The sequence below is a fragment of the Pseudomonas sp. UBA6562 genome (genome assembly GCF_002434265.1).
Taxonomy (GTDB): domain Bacteria; phylum Pseudomonadota; class Gammaproteobacteria; order Pseudomonadales; family Pseudomonadaceae; genus Aquipseudomonas.
In genome coordinates this window covers 285,536-303,909 of the sequence record NZ_DJJS01000006.1, presented here as the reverse complement: position 1 = coordinate 303,909, position 18,374 = coordinate 285,536, and the positions used below count along the sequence as shown (strand labels likewise).

The window sequence follows — 18,374 nt, the reverse complement described above, 5'->3', positions numbered from 1 at the left end:
AGAGCCTCCATTCGTCATGTCGAATGGGCGCCGTTGTGCGTTAGGCGTCCGCGAACGCGGACAACGCCCCATCCGAGCCTGACAGGATCGACCTGCTGCAGCGCCCCTCGGACGGGTGGCGGGCATGGCCGCGCAGGGGGCGACCATGTGAAACGGCAGCGATTATAGCCGCGCGGGTGACAGAGCCCAAGGTTTTCTGTCGAATCGTTCGCGACCATGGTCCAAGACGCATGCACGGCCCCCGACCGCTCTGCCATCATGGCCCCATCCCGATCCCGCCCTTTCAGTCACGAGGAGCACCGATGAATTTCCACACTCGCAAATGGGTCAAGCCCGAAGACCTCAACCCCAACGGCACACTGTTCGGCGGCAGCCTGCTGCGCTGGATTGACGAAGAAGCGGCGATCTATGCCATCGTCCAGCTGGGCAACCAGCGCGTGGTGACCAAGTACATGTCGGAGATCAACTTCGTCAGCGCCTCGCGCAAGGGCGACATCATCGAACTGGGCATCACCGCTACGGAGTTCGGTCGGACGTCGATCACCTTGCGCTGTGAGGTGCGCAACAAGATCACGCGCAAAAGCATTTTGACGGTGGATCGCATGGTGTTCGTGAACCTGGGTGAGGATGGACTGCCGGCGGCGCATGGGCGGACGCAGATCAAGTATTTGCAGGATCAGTTTCCGGACAGTGCGGTGGAGTGAATCACAGGGCCGCTCAGGCGGCCCCTGATTTCTCGAGCATCTGGGATTGAGCTAGGATTTCAAATTCATCTACCCGCGCATGAAAAATTGAACTGGGCGTTTGTACCTCGCCTGTACAGCATCGGACCCTGTCCAAAAGCAGACACATAATTGTCGTTGCTGTGGAATATTAAGAATTGTGAGATAGACCGGTTCATGTGAGATCTCTTTTTAGACAGATCGAACTAAAGCGTAAAGACTAGTAAGCTGAGCAGGTACTGCATGTCTCAGATTTACGAAGAAAGGTGTATATCGATAGCTTAATGGAAGCGAGGAGGTTCTTGGCGACGCGTAGGATGTCCAGATTTTTGTGATTTCAAGGCCTTTCAGTAGAGAGGAACTTCAGGAAAATCCATCTCACAATTCAGGGTAAATCCGTTCATATAGTCCTATGTCGCTTGGGCAGTCTACCTCGCCCCATGGAGCATAAGTAGCGACTCCAGCGATGGGGAAGTTGACGTTGATCAGGGCGTTCAGCAAGGAGGTCATGTCGATTTCATCGCGTATTGCGGGCGGCAATAGGTTCAACTGTTCTTTAAGCGCGCGCCACCCCTTAGGTGTTATTTTAAAAATTCCCATGTACTGACCGTTCAAGCGCTCAAGATTCTTCGCACGTTTACCGATGACCCTAACGCGTCCATTCCTTATATAAAAATTTTCCAAATCGGCGAGCGGCTCATCGAAGCGCTGTCGCCATAGGTCTACTGCCGCAGGGTCATAGCCGACTACAATATCGCCGGGGTGCTGGATAAGGTCACTTACCAGACTACTTTCGTAGAAAATATCGCTATAGCTAATTATGCAAGGCTCCTGGCTTAGCCAGCTATCAGCGCATGTTAGCGAAGTCATTATGCCTGTCTGTGCCCAACGAACGTTTTGGAACGATTTGTCTGCAAAGCCTTCAAGCATTGCGCCTCTGTAGCCCACGACGATACCTATCTCGCTTACCTCAGTTCTGCGCAGGGCAGCGATCATGCGTTCCAATAGCGTTGCACCGTTGATAGGCACTAAGGCTTTGGGACATTCAGCGGTAAGCATTTGCAGTCGGCTTCCGCGTCCTGCTGCGAGGATAATGGCCTTCATGGAGCAACTCCGAATGATTGTAATACGCGCTGAATATCCAAAGCATGCGCCGCAGGTGAACGTTCTGGATGCCACATGATTCCGGTGTGGCGTAGCTGAGGGTGGCATACCGCCTCCACCACACCGTCGTCCGACATGGCGAGTACGTCATACCCACTAGGCACGTGGCGAAACCCGTAGTCGTGGAAAGAATTGACCTGTCGATGCTCCTCTGCCTCAACGATCATGTGTTTTCCCACATGATCTGAAACGCTTTCAAGTGTGCCGCCCGCACGTGTCAGCATGACCTGCATACCGCGACATACTCCAAGTACTGGTAGCAGCAGTTCACCTGCGAGATCGAGCAACGCCTGCTCGGTTGTATCGCGGTTATCCAGGGCGCCGGTCACTGCACTACAGTCGCCACCGCCAGTTAGTAGCAGCCCATGGGGACGCAGCTGCTTTACGAGAGCCGTGCTGATATCAGGATCATTCGGTAGATAGAGCGGTGTTAGGCCGCACTGAGTGAGGAATACTGACCAACGCTGGTCCAAGGCGTCGTGCCAGTCTCCGTGTCTTGTGTTTAAGTGTCTGAGCATGGTCAAGCCGATTAGGATCATGCAAGCACCTGAATGCGCCGTTCAGCGCAGTCGAGTCGCAGCCGTTTTGCTTTCGAAAGGATTTTGAAGCGAGCTTCGCCTACGCCAATGGCCGCTGGAATCGAAAATTCTCGGGCTCGAATAGCCATGTGCGAGTTTTCCCCGCCGTAGGCTGTGATGAATCCTGCGATACGGTGTGTAAATATCCAGTCAAAGCCTGGATCCGCGTGCTCAATCAGGACGATACAGTCTTTGATGCCAAACGCTGAATTTTCCGCGCGGACCTCCGCCACGTGCGCATCCCGGAGGCTTCGAGTGATAAAGTTTGGATGTGCTGCTTGCGCGTGATGGCTAAAGATGTCGTGCGGTTTGCTAAGAAGACTGGGCGTACGAATCAACTGTGTCTCCAGCCAACGCTGACGGTTGCTGACGATATGCTCGCGCAACATTGAATGACTAGGCCCGCTGTCACCATATATGAAATCCCTGATGCTGAGAAAACTCAGGTCATCGCGATCCAAACCTTGTAACTCTCCCCAGATGCACAAGGATCGCAAAACTTCAGACACCAAAGCGGAGTAAAGGTATTTAAGCTTTTCGCGCGAAGCAATGGCTAAACGGGAGAATGTCATAAATTGCTGGCCAGACACGGCCAAACCACAGCGTTCGAAGGCGTGTTGAATCACGTTGACTTGGCAAGAGAACGCTTCGATTTGAAGCGATGGCGTGGAAGGACGTTGCAATGGACATTGCCAGTCGAAATAATGCTCGGGGGCTTCGTCGTAACGAGGTACTCGGATATCATAAGTGCCTGGCCTGATATGGCCATGTGTTCTGAGAAAGTCATCTTTGTGCAAGCTTATGAAATCGCTTGCGAGTTCCTGCCCTGCCGTTCTTATATCACCGGTCATTAAGTCAAGGGCGTTGACAGGTATGACCCCCTGTGTTTCTAGAGATTTAATGATCGCAGTAGCTACAAAAGCCGCGCGCGCCGCGCCTGCAAATACTTCCGCAGCGACACTGGCCGCGGACAAAGCACTGCGCATATGTTGTAACGGATCATCTGGCATGCTTTGCATCGTGAGACTTCGCACGTATGCCGCAATGTTTTTTTGGCGGACCAGATCGGAGAAAAAGGGGCCATTGGTGGCTAGTATCAATTCCGTTAACTGGCATAGTCCAGTCAAGTAACCTGTACGCGATTTGACGTCAAGGGCTTCCAAGGCCGGTGCGTGTGTTACCCCGTTATCCGCTAAACACGGGGTGAAGCATGTCGGGATTATTGAAAACTCGATCTTGTCATGTAGGTGTGGGTGCTGGGCCAGAAAATGAGTCGAATGATTGACTACTTGCTCTACCACTGAAGGAGGTGCCGAAGCGGGTATTAAAGACTCAATACTGTGTCTGACGCAAATGTAAGGCGAGCCTCCAAACTGATGCATGAGCGGTTTGCGTCGAAGGTCACGATAGCCGTAACGGAACCGTGCGGACGCCCAATTGAGTTCAGTAATAAGTTCTTTATAAAGCGAGTAGGCCATTGGGCGTGGCTTTGTGCCAATCATTTCAGCGGGATTCCAATCTGGCATCATCCCGAAAAGTACAGGTCTGGAGGGACTGTCTTTAGTATGTTCGAGAAAGCTGTCTTCCAGATGAGCGGCCTCTTGATCAAGTAGGCTATTTAGTTTGATATCAGTAAGCTCATCTTTGGGTGGTGCGCACCTGGCGGTCATTGGCCTTACTTGAAACAAAAGAGGGCCATCAGGTGTGATTGCAAATTCCACATCCAAGGCAGGGTGGCAAGTCAACCTCTGGAGCTCTTCAAGCATACTGAGGAGGCCCCGCAATTCGTTGGGTTCAGAAGCTGATGTTCCGGCGAAGGCAATATAGGTGCGTACAGGGCGCCTGCCAGTGGTGACACTATCTGTAGCGGAACCTACGCTGTAATTTACGACGTGGTAAGGCAGGCCAGTCTCTGGATCGCGGGTCATGGCAACGCCGCTGGCCAGTACACCGCTCGCCATAGGCTGCACCAGCACTTCATCATGCTCTCGAACAATGCCATACGACTCGATCACTGCTTCGATTGCACCTACCAACGCCGGCTCTCCAAACACATCGAGTATCGATTCGTACAGACCCGCTCCGGAGGAACCATCGCGATCTTCAACTGAACAACTTGATCTTACGATCAGCGCCTTTTGACCGAAGACTCGCTGGCACTGCTTGATCACAGACAGGCGATCAGCCCGCCATTGCGCGACCGTCAGTTCAAATATTGGGAGTATCCGCCCTGTCTTTAGCAAAGGCGCTAGGCGCTTCAGCGTGGCGGCTTTGCCTGCAAAATTAAATGTGGATGACGTAGAAAGCTCCATTTCGCACATTGGACATTTCCTTTGATTAATGGCCAAGACTTTAGAAGAGTTGCAGGTGTTGGCTACTGTCGATGCAGTTCCGGACCGGTGTAGGTCGCCAGTTCGAGGCCATACAACAGGGATAACTCCTGAAGGAAGCAATTGCCCGCTGCCGCTGCGGCATAGGGGCATGTGTCTTCAATGATGACATGTCCAATGGTGCCTATATTGCCGCTGTAGCGCTGTACAGCCTGCCCTGGAAAAACGCGAGCTGTGCAAAATTGAATATCGTATTTGCGCAAGAGTGCTGAAAACTCGTTAGGGTCGTAGTGGGCTGAAATGAAGCCACCAAAGCGCGACGCGATGGTGACCACAGACCCTGCGCTTTTCAGTGCTGAGTCGTCGATCTTTATCTCTTCCCCAAGATGCAATCGAATCATTAATTCAAATGGATCGATACCCGTTAGCAGTCGATACATTTGCGGCGAAACGCTGCCCATCATGCGCGCATTGATCTCGACCAAACACGGCCCCGATTCATTGAGTAGCAGTTCGACATGATACAGTCCAAAATTTATTTTCAACGCATCAAAAACAGCCTGGACATAGAGTTTGATGAGGTTGCGCTGAGTCTCATCCAGTCCCGAGGGCATGGTTGAAGTCATTTCTAGGATTTCGTTATAGTCAGCGCGGAATCTAATAGTGGTGGCATAGCATGAGACTTTGCCCTCCTGAACGATGACTTCGGCCGAGTACAAGCTCCCGTCGATGTATTGTTCGATAAGATAGTCGCGACTAACCAGCCGATTGATCATGGGGTCGCTCATTGAGCGCGTCTGACGCAAGCAGTTTAAAAAAACATCGAAATCGCTACGGTGGTGGCAGATGGCGGAAAACTGTTTCGCAAAACCGCGAATTGGTTTCACCACAAACGGCAATGCCACCTGTGGAGCATCGCCTTCTATTAGTTGCTGTTCAGTGAGTACCTCAAAATTTGGAGAGCGTAGCCCATGAGTTTTCAACGTTTCACGTAGACAGTTCTTGAAAACGGCATTACACAGCGCGTCGTAGTCAGGGCAGGGTAGGCCGAGGCGCTGCGCTTCGCGTGCCACTGGCAAGATAGCTGCTTCGGAGGTAGTAACGAGTGCATCGATAGGCCACTGTAGGTGGAGTGTTGAGAGGCATTGACTGAACGCCTCGTCTTGCAGACTATCGACTCGAACATAATTGTCGACATGGTGTAGGTAAGACGCCAACAGAGTTGTATCGTCGCCAAGGGAAATGTTCAAAAATGATGCGTCGCGCTGGTGGATGAATGTGACGCGACAGTCCAGTTTTTTTGCGGCTTCTAAAGCCAGCAATCCACTGACCGTACTGTCGACAAAAACGATATGTCGCATGCGAACCTCGCATTTTAGGTGTGAATGATAAAGGCAGTAATTCCAAATGCTGAGACAAACATAAAGATTGTTGCGGTCGTGCTGTACTTCGGAAGTCTGAGGTTGGATACTTGAAGCAGTGCAGTCGTAGCGACGAGAGCTACAACATACTGTTGGGAGTGCTGTACCCCGGGTAAAATCAAAAGTGCCAGTGAAAATATAAATCCTGAATAGGTGGTTGGAAGACCCTGGTAGTGCTTAGAGTTATCCCTTCCCGGTAGACCAAATAGAGAAAGCCGTAGCACCGCTGTCATCACCAACGTACCTGCTAAAAAACCGCCAAGGGTGGAGGGTACGAGTTGGAATGTGATAAAAGCCGGCGCTATGCTGAAATTGAGCAAGTCAGCAAAGCTGTCTAAATTTTTACCAAAGTCTCGTGCTTGTTTATTAGTAGAAAAGTATTTTCGAGCTAAATGGCCATCGACCACATCCAGTATGGCGGCCAAGCAAATTAACATGGCGCTAAGTAATAATTCTTCTGTGTAGGCACAGTAGATCACGAGCGAAGCGAGAGAAGAGTTAAATAAAGTTGTTATATTGGGCACGTCTAAATGCTTAAGGAAAGGAAACGGGTGCGTGAAATTTTGCATCATTTATGCCTTCAGTAGGGGGTGTTAGATTGTGTGGTTACTTGGTTTTAATTAACCGATCTGCCCATTCGTAGGCTATTGCAAATAGAATGCTCGTGATAAATAGTCCGACCGCATCCGCAAGCAGTGAGCCCAAGAAAATACTTACTATCATGCCTAGATAAACGCCTGCATATTGTACTGATGCCATCAAGGGCATTGCGTGAGCGGGTGTGCAGCGCACCAAGTCAGCTTGCAGTTTGAAAAATGCCATCTCGAAGAAAAAGATGTAGAAAAAATAGGCTGCGTAGCTGGTTTCCAAATTTATAGCGCGGGCAGAGATGATCATGAAGAGGCTGCTGATGACGGGCATGGGGAGCTGTAAAAGCCGAAAGCCGCGCTTGTTCATTTGATAGAACAGCACTGCACCTACCAGCGCCGCAATGCTGTTGACGGCCTGCAATAGGCCGACATATGCTTCGCCCAGACCTAATACATGGGCTGGCAGCAGCACTCGGGAGACGTTGAAAAATCCTTGGAAAAGGCTCACGAAGAGTAAGAACCGTAGCAAGGTGAGTCGCACTGGCGGATAATCGTTCAGCGTAACTGCCAGCGCGCGTATAAGTTTTGGCGTAGCGCGAACAGCGCCTTCCGATTGAATCGAGGCGGGTAACATAATGGCTGCTAGCATGGCGGTAGCGAACAAGATCCCTGTTATTTTCAAGGCCAGGTCAGGCGTCATATCTGCCTTCAATAGCATCATGCTGAGTCCTGCGAGACCGCCGGCGATGAACTGTGCCGTCAATGTCAGTGGCACGGAACTGGCGATTTGCGAGCCCGGAAAGTAGCATTTGATTGCAACGATCCGGCCCACCCGCTGTAGTGCATCCAATGTGCCGATGATAATCGCCCCTCCCACAGCCACTCCTGTGTAATGCGGCAGCGTCTGATACGTGATCCATGCCGAAATCAACGACATCAGATTCGTAGTCCAGAGCAGCGTGCGCGGCGGCAACCAGTCCGACAGGCGATAGATCCACGCCACGAGGATGACCGGCAGGATCATCGGTGCGAAGAGTATCAGCTGAGAAAAAATCAGATTTGCCGTTTGAAGATACACGTAGTAGGAGAGGTAAATGTAGGTCAGTGTCGATGCTGAGATGGCGCACAAGTTGACGGCCCAAAGTAGCGCCATCTCTCGGTGCGAAGAGATGCATGTACTCACGGTGCTCTGCCTTTTCTTGTTTGAGTTATGCGGTTGAAAAAAGTTAGCGCTATTTAACCTTTTCGAGCAAGTAAGGGATTGAGTGGAATTTGCAACAAAAATTTTCAGCCTGTCTAGGGCGGTGGTTGTGAGCTTGTAATTAGTGGTTAGATGTGCCGTTCTAATATTTTTTCAGTCCATAGCGGAGTGGATGGAAGTGTGCAGTTGGATTAATGCCTTTCACTTTTTGTTTGTTCTTAGGCTTAGTTTGTAGGACGCTTCTGTAAGATGGTTCTTGCTTCAGGAGGCGTGATGTACAAGTTGCGGTTTATAGAATGCGATAAATGAAAGTGCGAATCAGCCCCGTTACATTCAGGCTCGCGGTATTGGCGCGGCCCCTCATTTTCCAGGCAACTCATGACCTGGACTTGAAAAATGGAAGCCGCCTACATTTCTTCGCGTCAGCAAAAGGCGGCGCTCGAGGAAGGCGGTGTCATTCTGGGTCCACTTCAGGCGCGGCCTGGAAAGTTAGCGCATTCCTGTCGTCTCGTAAGGCGTCTTTGCGTTAACGAGCGTAGTCGTCGAACCATTTCCGTATATGGCACACGGCTACGCCATCAGCGGATAGGCTAGGCGACGCTTTCGTTCTTGAAGTGATAAAATTCAGCGATTGCGCACAGGGGCTTTTCCAACTCAGGCGGTCCTGGTCAGGATTTCCTCTGCACAATAAGGTGAGTATCTAGCGGCACGGCCATGCCGAACGGCTGAGAAAGCTTCAAGAGCCTTTCACAATCTACACACCTGATCCGCTTTGGTTTTCTTGTGACGCCTATCGGCAGAGTCGCCCACTGCCAGGAGAGCTGATACTGATGAAGAGGCTGAACTTTTCAGGCTTTACAGATTAGTCAGCCCGACAAGTTGGCCTGCGACGATGTTGTTTTTGCGGCTTTCCTTAGCGCGACATCCCAAGCTCGGACGGCTGTCTCGTCAGGATATCGAGTCCGGCAACGACCTGTATCGCCATCGTGAAATACAGCTTTTGGCGAAACGCTCGTCCCCTCTGCCGTCGCCTTGAAATTAAAGAAGTGTGGTGAAAGCTCGCGACCGACAACTGGTCTGAAAAGACAGGCACCGCATGATGCGATGCCTGCATGTCATTGATAACAGTTCACGGCTGCTCACTCACCCGCCGCACCACCCCACCCACCGTCAACCCCTGAATCAGAATCGACGACAACACCACGATGTAAGTGATCGACAACAACAAATCCCGCTCATCGCCAGTCGGCAGCGACAGCGCCAGCGCCACCGAAACGCCGCCACGCAAACCGCCCCAGGTCAGCACGCGGATGGTGCCCTTGGGCACGCTGCGCCAGCGCCGCAGCAACAGGATCGCCGGGGCCACGGTCAGCAGGCGCGCGGCCAGTACCGCCACGGCCAGCACGGTGCCGGCTGCCAGGTGCAGCCAGTTGAACGGCAGCAGCAACAGCTCCAGGCCGATCAGGGCGAACAGCAGGGCGTTGAGCATGTCGTCGATCAGCTCCCAGAAGCCGTCCATGTAGCGGCGGGTCATGTCGTTCATGGCCAGGTTGCGGCCCAGGTTGCCGATGATCAGGCCCGCCACCACCATGGCGATGGGCGCCGAGACGTGCAGTTCGTAGCACATCACCGAGCCGCCGATGACCAGGGCCAGGGTCAGCATGACCTCCACCTGGTACTGCTCGATGCCTTTGATCATGCGGTAGGTGGCGTAACCGATCAGGCCGCCGAACAGCGCGCCACCGACCGCCTCACGCAGGAACAGCACGGCGGTGTCGGCCATGCTCGGCGTCTCACCTAGTTGCGCGATGCCCAGCAGCACGGTGAATACCACTACGGCGGTGCCGTCGTTGAACAGCGATTCGCCGACGATGGTGGTCTTCAGCGGCTTGGGCGCATTGGCCGTACGCAGCGCGCCGAGCACTGCGATGGGGTCGGTGGGCGAGATCAGCGCGCCGAACAGCAGGCAGTAGATCAGGCTGACGTGCCAGCCGAACAGCGCGAACACCCAGTGCGCCAGCAGGCCGATCACCACGGTGGCGATCAATACGCCGACGGTGGCCAGCAGGCCGATGGGCCAGCGATAGCTGCGCAGGTCGCCGAGGTTGACGTGCAAGGCGCCGGCGAACAGCAGGAACGACAACATCCAGTGCATCAGCAGATCGTTGAAGTCGATCTGGTTCATCAGGCCTTCGACGCGCGCTTCCAGGCCTGGAAAGCCCAGCAGGCTCAGGCCCTGGATCATCAGCGAGAAGAGCAAGGCAGTGACCATCACGCCGATGGCGGGCGGCAGGCCGATGAAACGGTAGTTGACGTAGGTGAGTAGGGTGGTCAAGCAGATAAACGCAGCAACGAGTTCAAGCATCCTGAATCCTGTGGCAATGGCTTCCAAGTCGAAACCCGAATGGTTCGGGGCAGTTATTTGATGGGCTGACCGGGCGGTCGGGCACATGCTCTGACCAGAAAACTGCATAACGTTCCTTTTGTGGCGCGCTGGAACCTCGTTTTCTGGTCACGAGCAGGGTAGGGTGCATGACGAAACATTCGCTTACCTTTCATCCCATGCTGGAGCCTCGAACGGTGTTGGCTACCTCGCTCGTCCTGCTCGCCGCGTTGCTGCACGCCACCTGGAACACCCTCATCAAGTTCAGCGGCGAGCGCTCGCTGGTGATCGCCTGCATGGACACGGTCGGCCTGCTGTTCGCCTTATGTGCCCTGCCTTGGGTCGAGATGCCGCCGGCCGGGATCTGGCCGTGGCTGGTCGCTTCGGCGCTGGCCGAGTTGCTGTATCGGGTTTTGCTGATCCAGGCCTATCGGGTAGGCGACCTGGGCCTTATCTACCCGCTGATGCGCGGGACGTCGCCGTTGGTGGTGCTGGTGTTGACGCTGCTGTTCGCCGGGGAGTCGCTGAGCGCCCAGCAGATCGTCGGCATCCTGCTGATTCCGTGCGGCATGGCCTGTCTGCTGTGGCAAGGCGGGGGCGGCGAACGTCTGCCCTGGTCGATGTTGCCGGTGGTGGCGCTGATCGGCCTGTGCATCGGTTGCTACACCTGGCTCGACGGGCAGGCGGTGCAGCGTTGGGGCCAGCCCTGGGACTACCTGGTGTGGCTGACGCTGTGCTGCTCGGTGCCCTTCCCGTTGCTGGCGGGCGTGGCGCGACGGCCGGCCTTCGTGCTGTTCTGGCGCACGCAGTGGCGCTTGGGGCTGGCGGTGGGGGTGTGCGTGCTGCTCAGTTATGCCCTGGTGCTGTTCGCCATGCACCTGGGGTCGATCGCCGAAGCGGCGGCCTTGCGCGAGCTGAGCGTGATCCTGGTGGTGCTGCTGGGCATGCGTTATCTCAAGGAACCCTTCGGCGGCCCGAGACTTCTGGCGTGCGGGCTGGTCTTAGCTGGCGTGCTGGTGATGAAACTCTGACCCATTCGACCTTGGAGGTCCTGCTATGACCGTCGCCCTGTGGTGCATCCTGTTCGCCATGTTGTTGCCGCCGCTCAGCGCCTTGGGCGCCAAAGTCGCCAGCGGCCGTTTCGGTTTTCGCGAAAACCACGACCCGCGCGCCTTCCTCGATACCCTGTCCGGCCTGCCGCGGCGGCTGCATTCGGCCCAGCAGAACGGTTTCGAAACCTTTCCGGCCTTCGCCGCCGCCGTACTGGTGGCCGATGTGGTGGGCAACGCCGAACAGGTGACCCAAGACGTGCTGGCGGTGCTCTACATCACCAGCCGGCTGCTGTTCATCATCTGCTACATGGCCGATTGGGCCGCGCTGCGTTCGTTGATGTACTTCGCCGGGCTGATGCTGATCGTCAGCTTCTTCGTGGTGTCGGTCTGAAATCAGGGCACCCTGGGCACGTCGGGTAGCGGCTGACCTTTGGGCCAGAGCATCCAGATCTGCCCTTGCTGCTTCATGTTGCCGGCCAGCTCGCCCGCTTGCGGCCCAGTGCCCCAGAACAGGTCGGCGCGCACTTCGCCGGTAATCGCTCCGCCGGTGTCCTGCGCGCCCACAGGGCGCACCACCGGGCTGCCGTCGGGGCGGGTGGTGGACAGCCACAGCAGGCTGCCCAGCGGGATCACCTTGCGGTCGATCGCTACGCTGTAGCCGGCGGTCAGCGGCACGTTGAGCGAACCGCGCGGGCCTTCGTTGCTGTCCGGGCGCGCACTGAAGAACACGTAGCTGGGGTTGCTCGCCAGCAGCTCCGGCACCCGCTGCGGATGCGCCTGGGCCCACGCGTGGATGGCACCCATGCTGACCTGGTCTTGGGTCAGCTCACCCTGCTCGATCAACCAGCGACCGATGGGGCGATAGGGATGGCCGTTCTGGTCGGCATAGCCCAGGCGCAGTTGCCGGCCATCGTCTAGTTGTACTCGGCCCGAGCCCTGGATTTGCAGGAACTGCAAGTCCATGGGGTCGGTCAGCCAGGCCAGCACGGGCGCCTTCGCGCCTTCGCGACCGATCACCTCGGCGGTGTCGTAGGGCTTGAGCACGCGCCCTTCGAGGCGGCCGCGCAGGCGCTTGCCCTTGAGTTCGGGGTACACCTCGGCCAGGTCGACCACGATCATGTCGTCGGGGATGCCGTAGACCGGCACCGAGGCCTCGGCGGTCTGTGTCAGGCTGCCGCGATAGACCGGCTCGTAATAGCCGGTGATCAGGCCGTTGGCTTGGTTCTGCGCCGAGCGCAGGCCGTAGACCTGCAAGCGCTCCTGAAGAAAACCACGTACCTGCTGCGGCTCGACCGGCACGGCCTGCGCGGCTTCGCAGGTCGCCGCCCAGACCGGATTGCGCGCGAGCTTTTCACAACCTTGGCGCCAGGCGGCGAAACCTGCCACGAGATCCGCGTCGCTAACGGCGGGCAGGTCCTTCCAGGTGGCGGGGGTGTAGGTGGCGATGGCGTGGGGCGCGGGTTTCTTGTCCTCGTCGCTGCCGTTGCAGCCTGCCAGCAGTGCCAGTGCTGCAAGGGCGCCGGCGAGGCGGCGTAGGGAATGGGTCATGGGGTTGGTGTCCTTGCGGGCGGGCGAGCGCTTGGCCCTGATGTTTGTAAGGGATTGGTCTTTGTCGCGCGGGCGCGGATACTGGCGGCCCTTTTACCTGCCCGAGGGCCGAGGATGTACAAGCGTTTCATCGCCATGCTGTGCGTCGCCGCCGTACTGTGTGGCTGCGAGCGGGCCGACCCGAACTCGCCCTTGAACCTGCGCAAAACGATTTTCAAGGACATGCTGCGCGTCAGCGAGCAGTTGGGCGGCATGCTGCGCGGCAGAGTAGCGTTCGACGAACACGACTTTGCCGAGGGCGCCACGCGTCTCGACGCCTTGGCTCGCCAGCCCTGGCAGCACTTTCCAATGCCCGGCGAGGGGGAGCGGAGCAACGCCAAGCCGGCCGTATGGCAACGCCAGGCGCGCTTCGAAGACCTGGCGAGGCAACTGGAGGCGGCGACGGCTTCATTGCATGGACAAAGCCAGCGTCGGCCCTTGCGTGCGAGCGAGTTGCAAGCCCCAATGGATGCGGTCGAACAGGCGTGCACGGCTTGCCATCGGGCGTTTCGCAACCACTGAAACCACGCCGAACGTTACGGAACGCGAAACTCAGCGCTCGAGCTGGTCGATGGCGTCTTGCAGTTCCTTCTTCGAGTCGGCGAGCTTTTCCTTGCGCTTGTTGATCTTGTCCGCGTCGCCCTTCTTCATGGCCTTGTCCAGGTCTTTGGTGCGTTGGGCCACTTCGTGGCGCGCATCGAGCACCTTCTGCTCGCGCTCTTTGCGCAGGCTGGCGTCGGTGCAGTGCTCGCTGTGTTCCTGCAGCGCTTTTTCGAGCCCGGCGACCTGGCTGGAATTGCCTTTGTCGCGTGCGATCTTCAACTGGTTCTCGATGGCGCTGCGCTTGGCGGCGCAACCGGTGAGGCCGGCATCGGGCTGTGCGGCCTGGGCGCCGGCGGCAGCCAGGAACAGGGTGGTGAACAGGGCGAGGGACGGCAGATGTTTCATGGAAAGCCTCCTAAGCGGGGCGCGGTAGCAAAAAGATGGGGGAAATCCTGCCTTGGTTTCGTGCTTTAAGAAAGCATTGATAACGCTTTGTAGTCATTTATCAGAATTTGCTTACGCGTTATGTGCCCTTTCACTATTGCGTCTCTGATACGGAAGGCGAGGCGAATCCAGGCAAGCGCAACTGCCCTAACCGCTCGGCCACCGCCTGCACCTCTTTGTGGGTGAAAAAGGCATGCAGCTGCTGGGCTTTGCGGGTGCCGACACCTGGCGTCTGCTGCCACTGGGCAATGTCGCGCCCAGCGAGGCTGGCCCAGTCCGGCGCCCAAACCAGCCCTTTGGCGGGCGGTGCACCCAGGGCGCGGACCCAGGCCGAAAAGCCGCGTGTGCGGGCGAGTTCGAAGCTGCGCAACAACCGTTCGGCACGCGCCTCACCGATGCCCGGCACTTGGCGCAAGTCGGCAAGGTCGAGGTCGAGCCAGTCGCCCAGGTGGGTCACCACCCCAGCCTGCACCAGTCGCCGCCAAGTGCCCGCGCCTACACCCGGCATGGCCAGCCCCTGCTTGCCACTGAGCCACGCCAGGCGGGCGACGAACTGCTCGTGGCAACTTTCGCTCGCGTGCCAGCAACTGAGCGCGTGGTACGTCACAGGGTCGGGCACAGGGAGCGTCTGGCGTATGCGGGTGCGGTGCACCACGTTCTCGAAGCGCGGGATGGTCAGCCCGGCCAGGCTGATCTGCACCTGATCGCCCGGACGCACGTCGAGCAGCTGCCAGCGCGCCAGCGAGCCGAGGCTGACCTGGGTGATGCGCTTGTCGTCGAGCTGCACCGGCCGCAGGTGCAGCAGCGGGGTGATGCGGCCACTGCGGCCGATCTTGAACTGCACGGCGCGCACCTCGGCCAGCACTTGGCGCAAGGGGTGCTTCCAGGCGGCAATCCAGTGCGGCGCCTGGGCCTGCCAGCGTGTGGCAGGTGGCCGTCGATCCTGGCGCAGCACCACGCCATCGGTGGCGAAGGGCAACGGCGTGCGATACCAGTGCCGACGCCACTGCGCAACTTGGTCGAAGCTACCCACCGCCTGGCTGAAGCGCTGCGTGTCGGCCAGGCCCAGTTCGGCCAAACGCGCATAGCGCGCCTGCTGGGTGTCCGGCCCTTCGGGCCAATCCCAAACGAACAGTGCGATGCGCTGCCCCTGCACAGGGTCCAGATGCTTGCGCGCCAGCAGCCCGGCTACCGTGCCACGGGCATTCAGGCTGCCTTGTTCGGCTTGCACATGGTCGTCCAGGCGCAGGTACAGCTCGCCATGCAGGATCAGGTCGATGGGTTCGCGCAGGCGCTGAGTGACCTGCCCGAGCGCCGGCAGGTGATGGCTCCAGTCGTGGCCGGAGGCGCCGTTGCCGCGGCTGATCAACTGCCGCAGCCGACCTGCGCGGTAGACCAGCGTCACCGCCACGCCATCCACCTTGGGCTGCACCCATAGCGAGGCTTTGCCGCTCAGCCAGCGCCGTACCTGCTGCGCGTCGGCCAGCTTGGCCAGCCCGGTATGCGGGATGGGGTGCGCCACCGGGCCGCCCGCCGTGGCCAGCGGGTCGGCCGTGTCGGGTAGGGCGAAGCACTGCCGTAGCCGATGCAGCCGCTGCCGGCTCTGGTCGTACACTTCGTCGTCGACCAGCGCGATGCCCAGGCGATGGTAATGGTCGTCCCAGCGGGCCAGGGTCTGGGCCAGGTCGGCGACTTCGCGGGTGGCCTGGGCGATGGGCCAGGTGGGGCAGTCCTGCGCGCGCACCGGCAGGCTACAAGCGCAGAGCAGCAGCGCGATCAGCATTCTCGACAGCATGGCCAGCGTCCTTGCGGCAATGGAGACGCGAACCAGCCTAGTCAGTTGCAAGCGCTGACATGGGAAGGGGATTGTCAGCGCGTATGTCACGAAAAAGCCCCTGCCGATCGCTCGGCAGGGGCTTTCTGGTCAGCCTGTAGGAAATTACAGGCCAGCGGCCGTGCGCAGTTGCTCGGCGCGGTCGGTGCGTTCCCAGGTGAAGGTGGTGAAGGTGTCGTCACCCACGGTCTTCTGCTGCGGCGTGCGGCCGAAGTGGCCGTAGGCGGCGGTCTCCTGGTACATCGGGTGGAGCAGGTCGAGCATGGTGGTGATGGCGTAGGGGCGCAGGTCGAAGCACTCGCGCACCAATTGCACGATGCGCGCGTCCGAGACCTTGCCGGTGCCGAAGGTGTTGATCGAGATCGACGTCGGCTGGGCGACGCCGATGGCGTAGGACACCTGGATCTCGCAACGCTCGGCCAGGCCTGCGGCGACGATGTTCTTGGCCACGTAGCGACCGGCGTAGGCGGCGGAACGGTCGACCTTGGACGGGTCCTTGCCGGAGAACGCGCCGCCGCCGTGGCGGGCCATGCCGCCGTAGGAGTCGACGATGATCTTGCGCCCGGTCAGGCCGCAGTCACCCACCGGGCCACCGATGATGAAGTTGCCGGTGGGGTTGATGTGGAACTGGGTGTCCTTGTGCAGCAGCTCGGCCGGCAAGGTGTGCTTGACGATCAGCTCCATGACGCCATCGCGCAGATCGTTGTAGGACACGTCCGGATTGTGCTGGGTCGACAGCACCACCGCGTCGATGCCGACCACTTTGCCGCCTTCGTAGCGGCAGGTGACCTGCGACTTGGCGTCCGGCCGCAGCCAAGGCAGCAGGCCCGACTTGCGCGCTTCGGCCTGGCGCTCGACCAGACGGTGCGAGAAGCAGATCGGCGCCGGCATCAGCACGTCGGTCTCGTTGCTGGCGTAGCCGAACATCAGGCCCTGGTCGCCCGCGCCCTGGTCTTCCGGCTTGGAGCGGTCGACGCCCTGGGCGATGTCCACCGACTGCTTGCCGATGATGTTCATCACCGCGCACGTGGCACCGTCGAAGCCGACGTCGGAGCTGTCGTAGCCGATGTCGATGATGACCTTGCGCACCAGGTCTTCCAGGTCGACCCAGGCCGAGGTGCTGACTTCACCGGCGATGATCGCCACACCGGTCTTGACCAGGGTTTCGCAGGCTACGCGAGCGTATTTGTCCTGGGTGATGATGGCATCGAGGATCGCGTCGGAAATCTGGTCGGCGATCTTGTCCGGATGCCCTTCGGACACGGACTCGGACGTGAAAAGGGAGTATTCGCTCATCTCGAAGGGTTCCTAGCGGTATCGATGAAGGGGTGGGTAGCGGCCCGCTGGAAATGGCGCACCTGGATCTGGAAGCCATTGCGCAGGCCGATATAGAGACTTTCGCCGGGGGTGAGCCCGGCGGCGCTGGCCCAAAGGGCCAGATCGTGTTGTTCGAAGCCCAGCCACAGGTCGCCGCAAGCGTCCTTGGCCCAGCGCTGGTCGTGGCTGCACAGTTCGGTGATCAGCAGGCTGCCGCCCGGGCTCACCCGCAAGGCCAACTGGCGCAGGGCCTGGGCGGGGTCGTCGAAGTGGTGCAGGACCATGTTCAGCACCACGCAGTCGGCCTCGGCCTGGGGCGCGTCGAGGGCGTCGGCCAGTTGCAGGGTGACGTTGTCCAGCCGTTCGCGCAGGCACACCTGGCGCGCCAGTTCGAGCATGGTCGGGCTGTTGTCCAAGGCAGTGACCTGGGCGAAGCGCCGTGCCAGGTCGGGCAGGAAGCCGCCGTCGCCGGGGCCGACTTCCAGGGCGGTGGCCTGCGGGCCGAAGCTGAGCTGGTCGAGCAGCGCCAAGAGGCTTTCGCGGTATTGCGGCAGGCCGGCGATAAGGTCTTGCTGGGCCCGAAACTTCTCTTCCACACGCAGGAAGAAGTCTTGGCTGGTCGCCGCGCGGCGTCGTTGCACCTGCACGATGCGCGCCTGCACCTCGGCGGCCAAGGGCAACTGATCGACTTCTTCGAGCAGCGCGGCATGAACGCGCCCGCCCAAGCGCAGCGCGTCGGGCAAGGCGCGGCGGTAGAAGATGGCGTTGCCTTCGCGGCGCGTGGCCACCAGCCCGGCCTGGGCCAGCACCTTGAGGTGGTGGCTCATGCCCGATTGGCCGATGTCGAAGATCTGCGCCAGTTCCAGCACGCCGAAGGAGTCGCTGGCCAATGCCCGCAGCACGTTCAGGCGCAGGCCGTCGCCACTGGCCTTGCACAGGGCGGCCAGGTCATCGCTGCGATACGTGGGGAAGGATTGCGCGGGTAGGTTCATGGAGCGGGAGTCTAGTCAGGGTGGACGAGGCTCGCAACTGCAATATCAAAAAGTTTTGATATTGCACCTGGCGAAGGCTTCGAGCAGCCAATGTCAGGCGTCTCGTGGGGCTCGCCTGGTGCGTGGAGGGGCCTATACGCCCGCAGGACAAGGAAATTTTCCCCTCCTGACCATCCGTCATTGCCGTGAGCACTGCCTGTGGGCGAAAATGCCCGA

General features: G+C 58.5%; 16 protein-coding genes and 1 riboswitch. Of the genes, 4 read left to right on the top strand and 12 right to left on the bottom strand.

Annotated elements, in window-relative coordinates:
• Positions 1-18 precede the first annotated feature (18 nt).
• A riboswitch (S-adenosyl-L-homocysteine riboswitch) is annotated at positions 19-115 on the bottom strand.
• A 187-nt stretch (positions 116-302) separates the two neighbouring features.
• The gene (locus B4M43_RS08890; protein ID WP_296266182.1) at positions 303-704 is read left to right on the top strand and encodes an acyl-CoA thioesterase; all 402 of its coding nucleotides are present in this window, start codon (positions 303-305) and stop codon (positions 702-704) included.
• A gap of 396 nt (positions 705-1,100) precedes the next feature.
• Here B4M43_RS08890 and B4M43_RS08885 read toward each other — a convergent pair whose 3' ends face one another.
• The 7 genes from B4M43_RS08885 to B4M43_RS08855 form a co-directional block, all read right to left on the bottom strand.
• Positions 1,101-1,826 carry a phosphocholine cytidylyltransferase family protein gene (locus B4M43_RS08885; protein WP_296266180.1) on the bottom strand — a complete coding sequence of 242 codons (726 nt, stop codon included), beginning with the start codon at positions 1,824-1,826 and terminating at the stop codon, positions 1,101-1,103.
• On the bottom strand, positions 1,823-2,425 hold the full coding sequence (locus B4M43_RS08880) for a gamma-glutamyl-gamma-aminobutyrate hydrolase family protein (protein ID WP_296266177.1): 603 nt from the start codon (positions 2,423-2,425) through the stop codon (positions 1,823-1,825). Before B4M43_RS08880 ends, B4M43_RS08885 begins: the two co-directional genes overlap by 4 nt.
• Positions 2,422-4,785: a PEP-utilizing enzyme gene (locus B4M43_RS08875; RefSeq protein ID WP_296266175.1), complete on the bottom strand. Its 2,364-nt coding sequence runs from the start codon at positions 4,783-4,785 to the stop codon at positions 2,422-2,424. The genes B4M43_RS08880 and B4M43_RS08875 overlap by 4 nt, the downstream gene beginning before the upstream one ends.
• A 53-nt stretch (positions 4,786-4,838) precedes the next feature.
• Entirely contained in the window at positions 4,839-6,155 is a 1,317-nt protein-coding gene (locus B4M43_RS08870) for an ATP-grasp domain-containing protein (RefSeq protein WP_296266173.1), read from the bottom strand.
• Between the two features lie 14 nt (positions 6,156-6,169).
• Complete coding sequence (locus tag B4M43_RS08865) at positions 6,170-6,787, bottom strand: CDP-alcohol phosphatidyltransferase family protein (protein ID WP_296266171.1); 618 nt, start codon at positions 6,785-6,787, stop codon at positions 6,170-6,172.
• Positions 6,788-6,821: 34 nt separating this feature from the next.
• Complete coding sequence (locus B4M43_RS08860) at positions 6,822-7,988, bottom strand: hypothetical protein (protein ID WP_296266169.1); 1,167 nt, start codon at positions 7,986-7,988, stop codon at positions 6,822-6,824.
• Between the two features lie 1,147 nt (positions 7,989-9,135).
• Positions 9,136-10,371: a cation:proton antiporter gene (locus tag B4M43_RS08855; protein WP_296266168.1), complete on the bottom strand. Its 1,236-nt coding sequence runs from the start codon at positions 10,369-10,371 to the stop codon at positions 9,136-9,138.
• Between the two features lie 215 nt (positions 10,372-10,586).
• Between B4M43_RS08855 and B4M43_RS08850 the strand changes: the two genes are divergently transcribed.
• Positions 10,587-11,420, top strand: a complete 834-nt coding sequence (locus tag B4M43_RS08850) for an EamA family transporter (protein ID WP_296266166.1) — start codon at positions 10,587-10,589, stop codon at positions 11,418-11,420.
• A 25-nt stretch (positions 11,421-11,445) separates the two neighbouring features.
• On the top strand, positions 11,446-11,832 hold the full coding sequence (locus B4M43_RS08845) for an MAPEG family protein (RefSeq protein WP_296266164.1): 387 nt from the start codon (positions 11,446-11,448) through the stop codon (positions 11,830-11,832).
• Between the two features lie 2 nt (positions 11,833-11,834).
• On the opposite strand, the gene B4M43_RS08840 is transcribed toward B4M43_RS08845, so the two are convergent.
• Positions 11,835-12,989, bottom strand: coding sequence for a murein transglycosylase A (locus B4M43_RS08840; protein ID WP_296266162.1), 1,155 nt, complete (start codon positions 12,987-12,989; stop codon positions 11,835-11,837).
• A gap of 114 nt (positions 12,990-13,103) precedes the next feature.
• Here B4M43_RS08840 and B4M43_RS08835 point away from each other — a divergent pair, with 114 nt between their 5' ends.
• Positions 13,104-13,550 carry a c-type cytochrome gene (locus B4M43_RS08835; RefSeq protein ID WP_296266160.1) on the top strand — a complete coding sequence of 149 codons (447 nt, stop codon included), beginning with the start codon at positions 13,104-13,106 and terminating at the stop codon, positions 13,548-13,550.
• 30 nt (positions 13,551-13,580) lie between these two features.
• Here the strand turns inward: B4M43_RS08835 and B4M43_RS08830 are convergent, their stop codons facing one another.
• From B4M43_RS08830 to B4M43_RS08815, 4 genes are all read right to left on the bottom strand, one after another.
• A complete protein-coding gene (locus B4M43_RS08830) occupies positions 13,581-13,976 on the bottom strand; it encodes a DUF1090 domain-containing protein (protein WP_296266158.1) in 396 nt (131 codons plus the stop codon).
• A 133-nt stretch (positions 13,977-14,109) separates the two neighbouring features.
• The gene (ligB, locus tag B4M43_RS08825; protein WP_414707825.1) at positions 14,110-15,810 is read right to left on the bottom strand and encodes an NAD-dependent DNA ligase LigB; all 1,701 of its coding nucleotides are present in this window, start codon (positions 15,808-15,810) and stop codon (positions 14,110-14,112) included.
• Between the two features lie 144 nt (positions 15,811-15,954).
• Positions 15,955-17,145 (bottom strand): methionine adenosyltransferase, encoded by a 1,191-nt coding sequence (metK, locus tag B4M43_RS08820; protein WP_296266157.1) that lies wholly within the window; start codon positions 17,143-17,145, stop codon positions 15,955-15,957.
• The gene (locus tag B4M43_RS08815; protein ID WP_296266156.1) at positions 17,142-18,158 is read right to left on the bottom strand and encodes an ArsR/SmtB family transcription factor; all 1,017 of its coding nucleotides are present in this window, start codon (positions 18,156-18,158) and stop codon (positions 17,142-17,144) included. Before B4M43_RS08815 ends, metK begins: the two co-directional genes overlap by 4 nt.
• Positions 18,159-18,374: the final 216 nt, after the last annotated feature.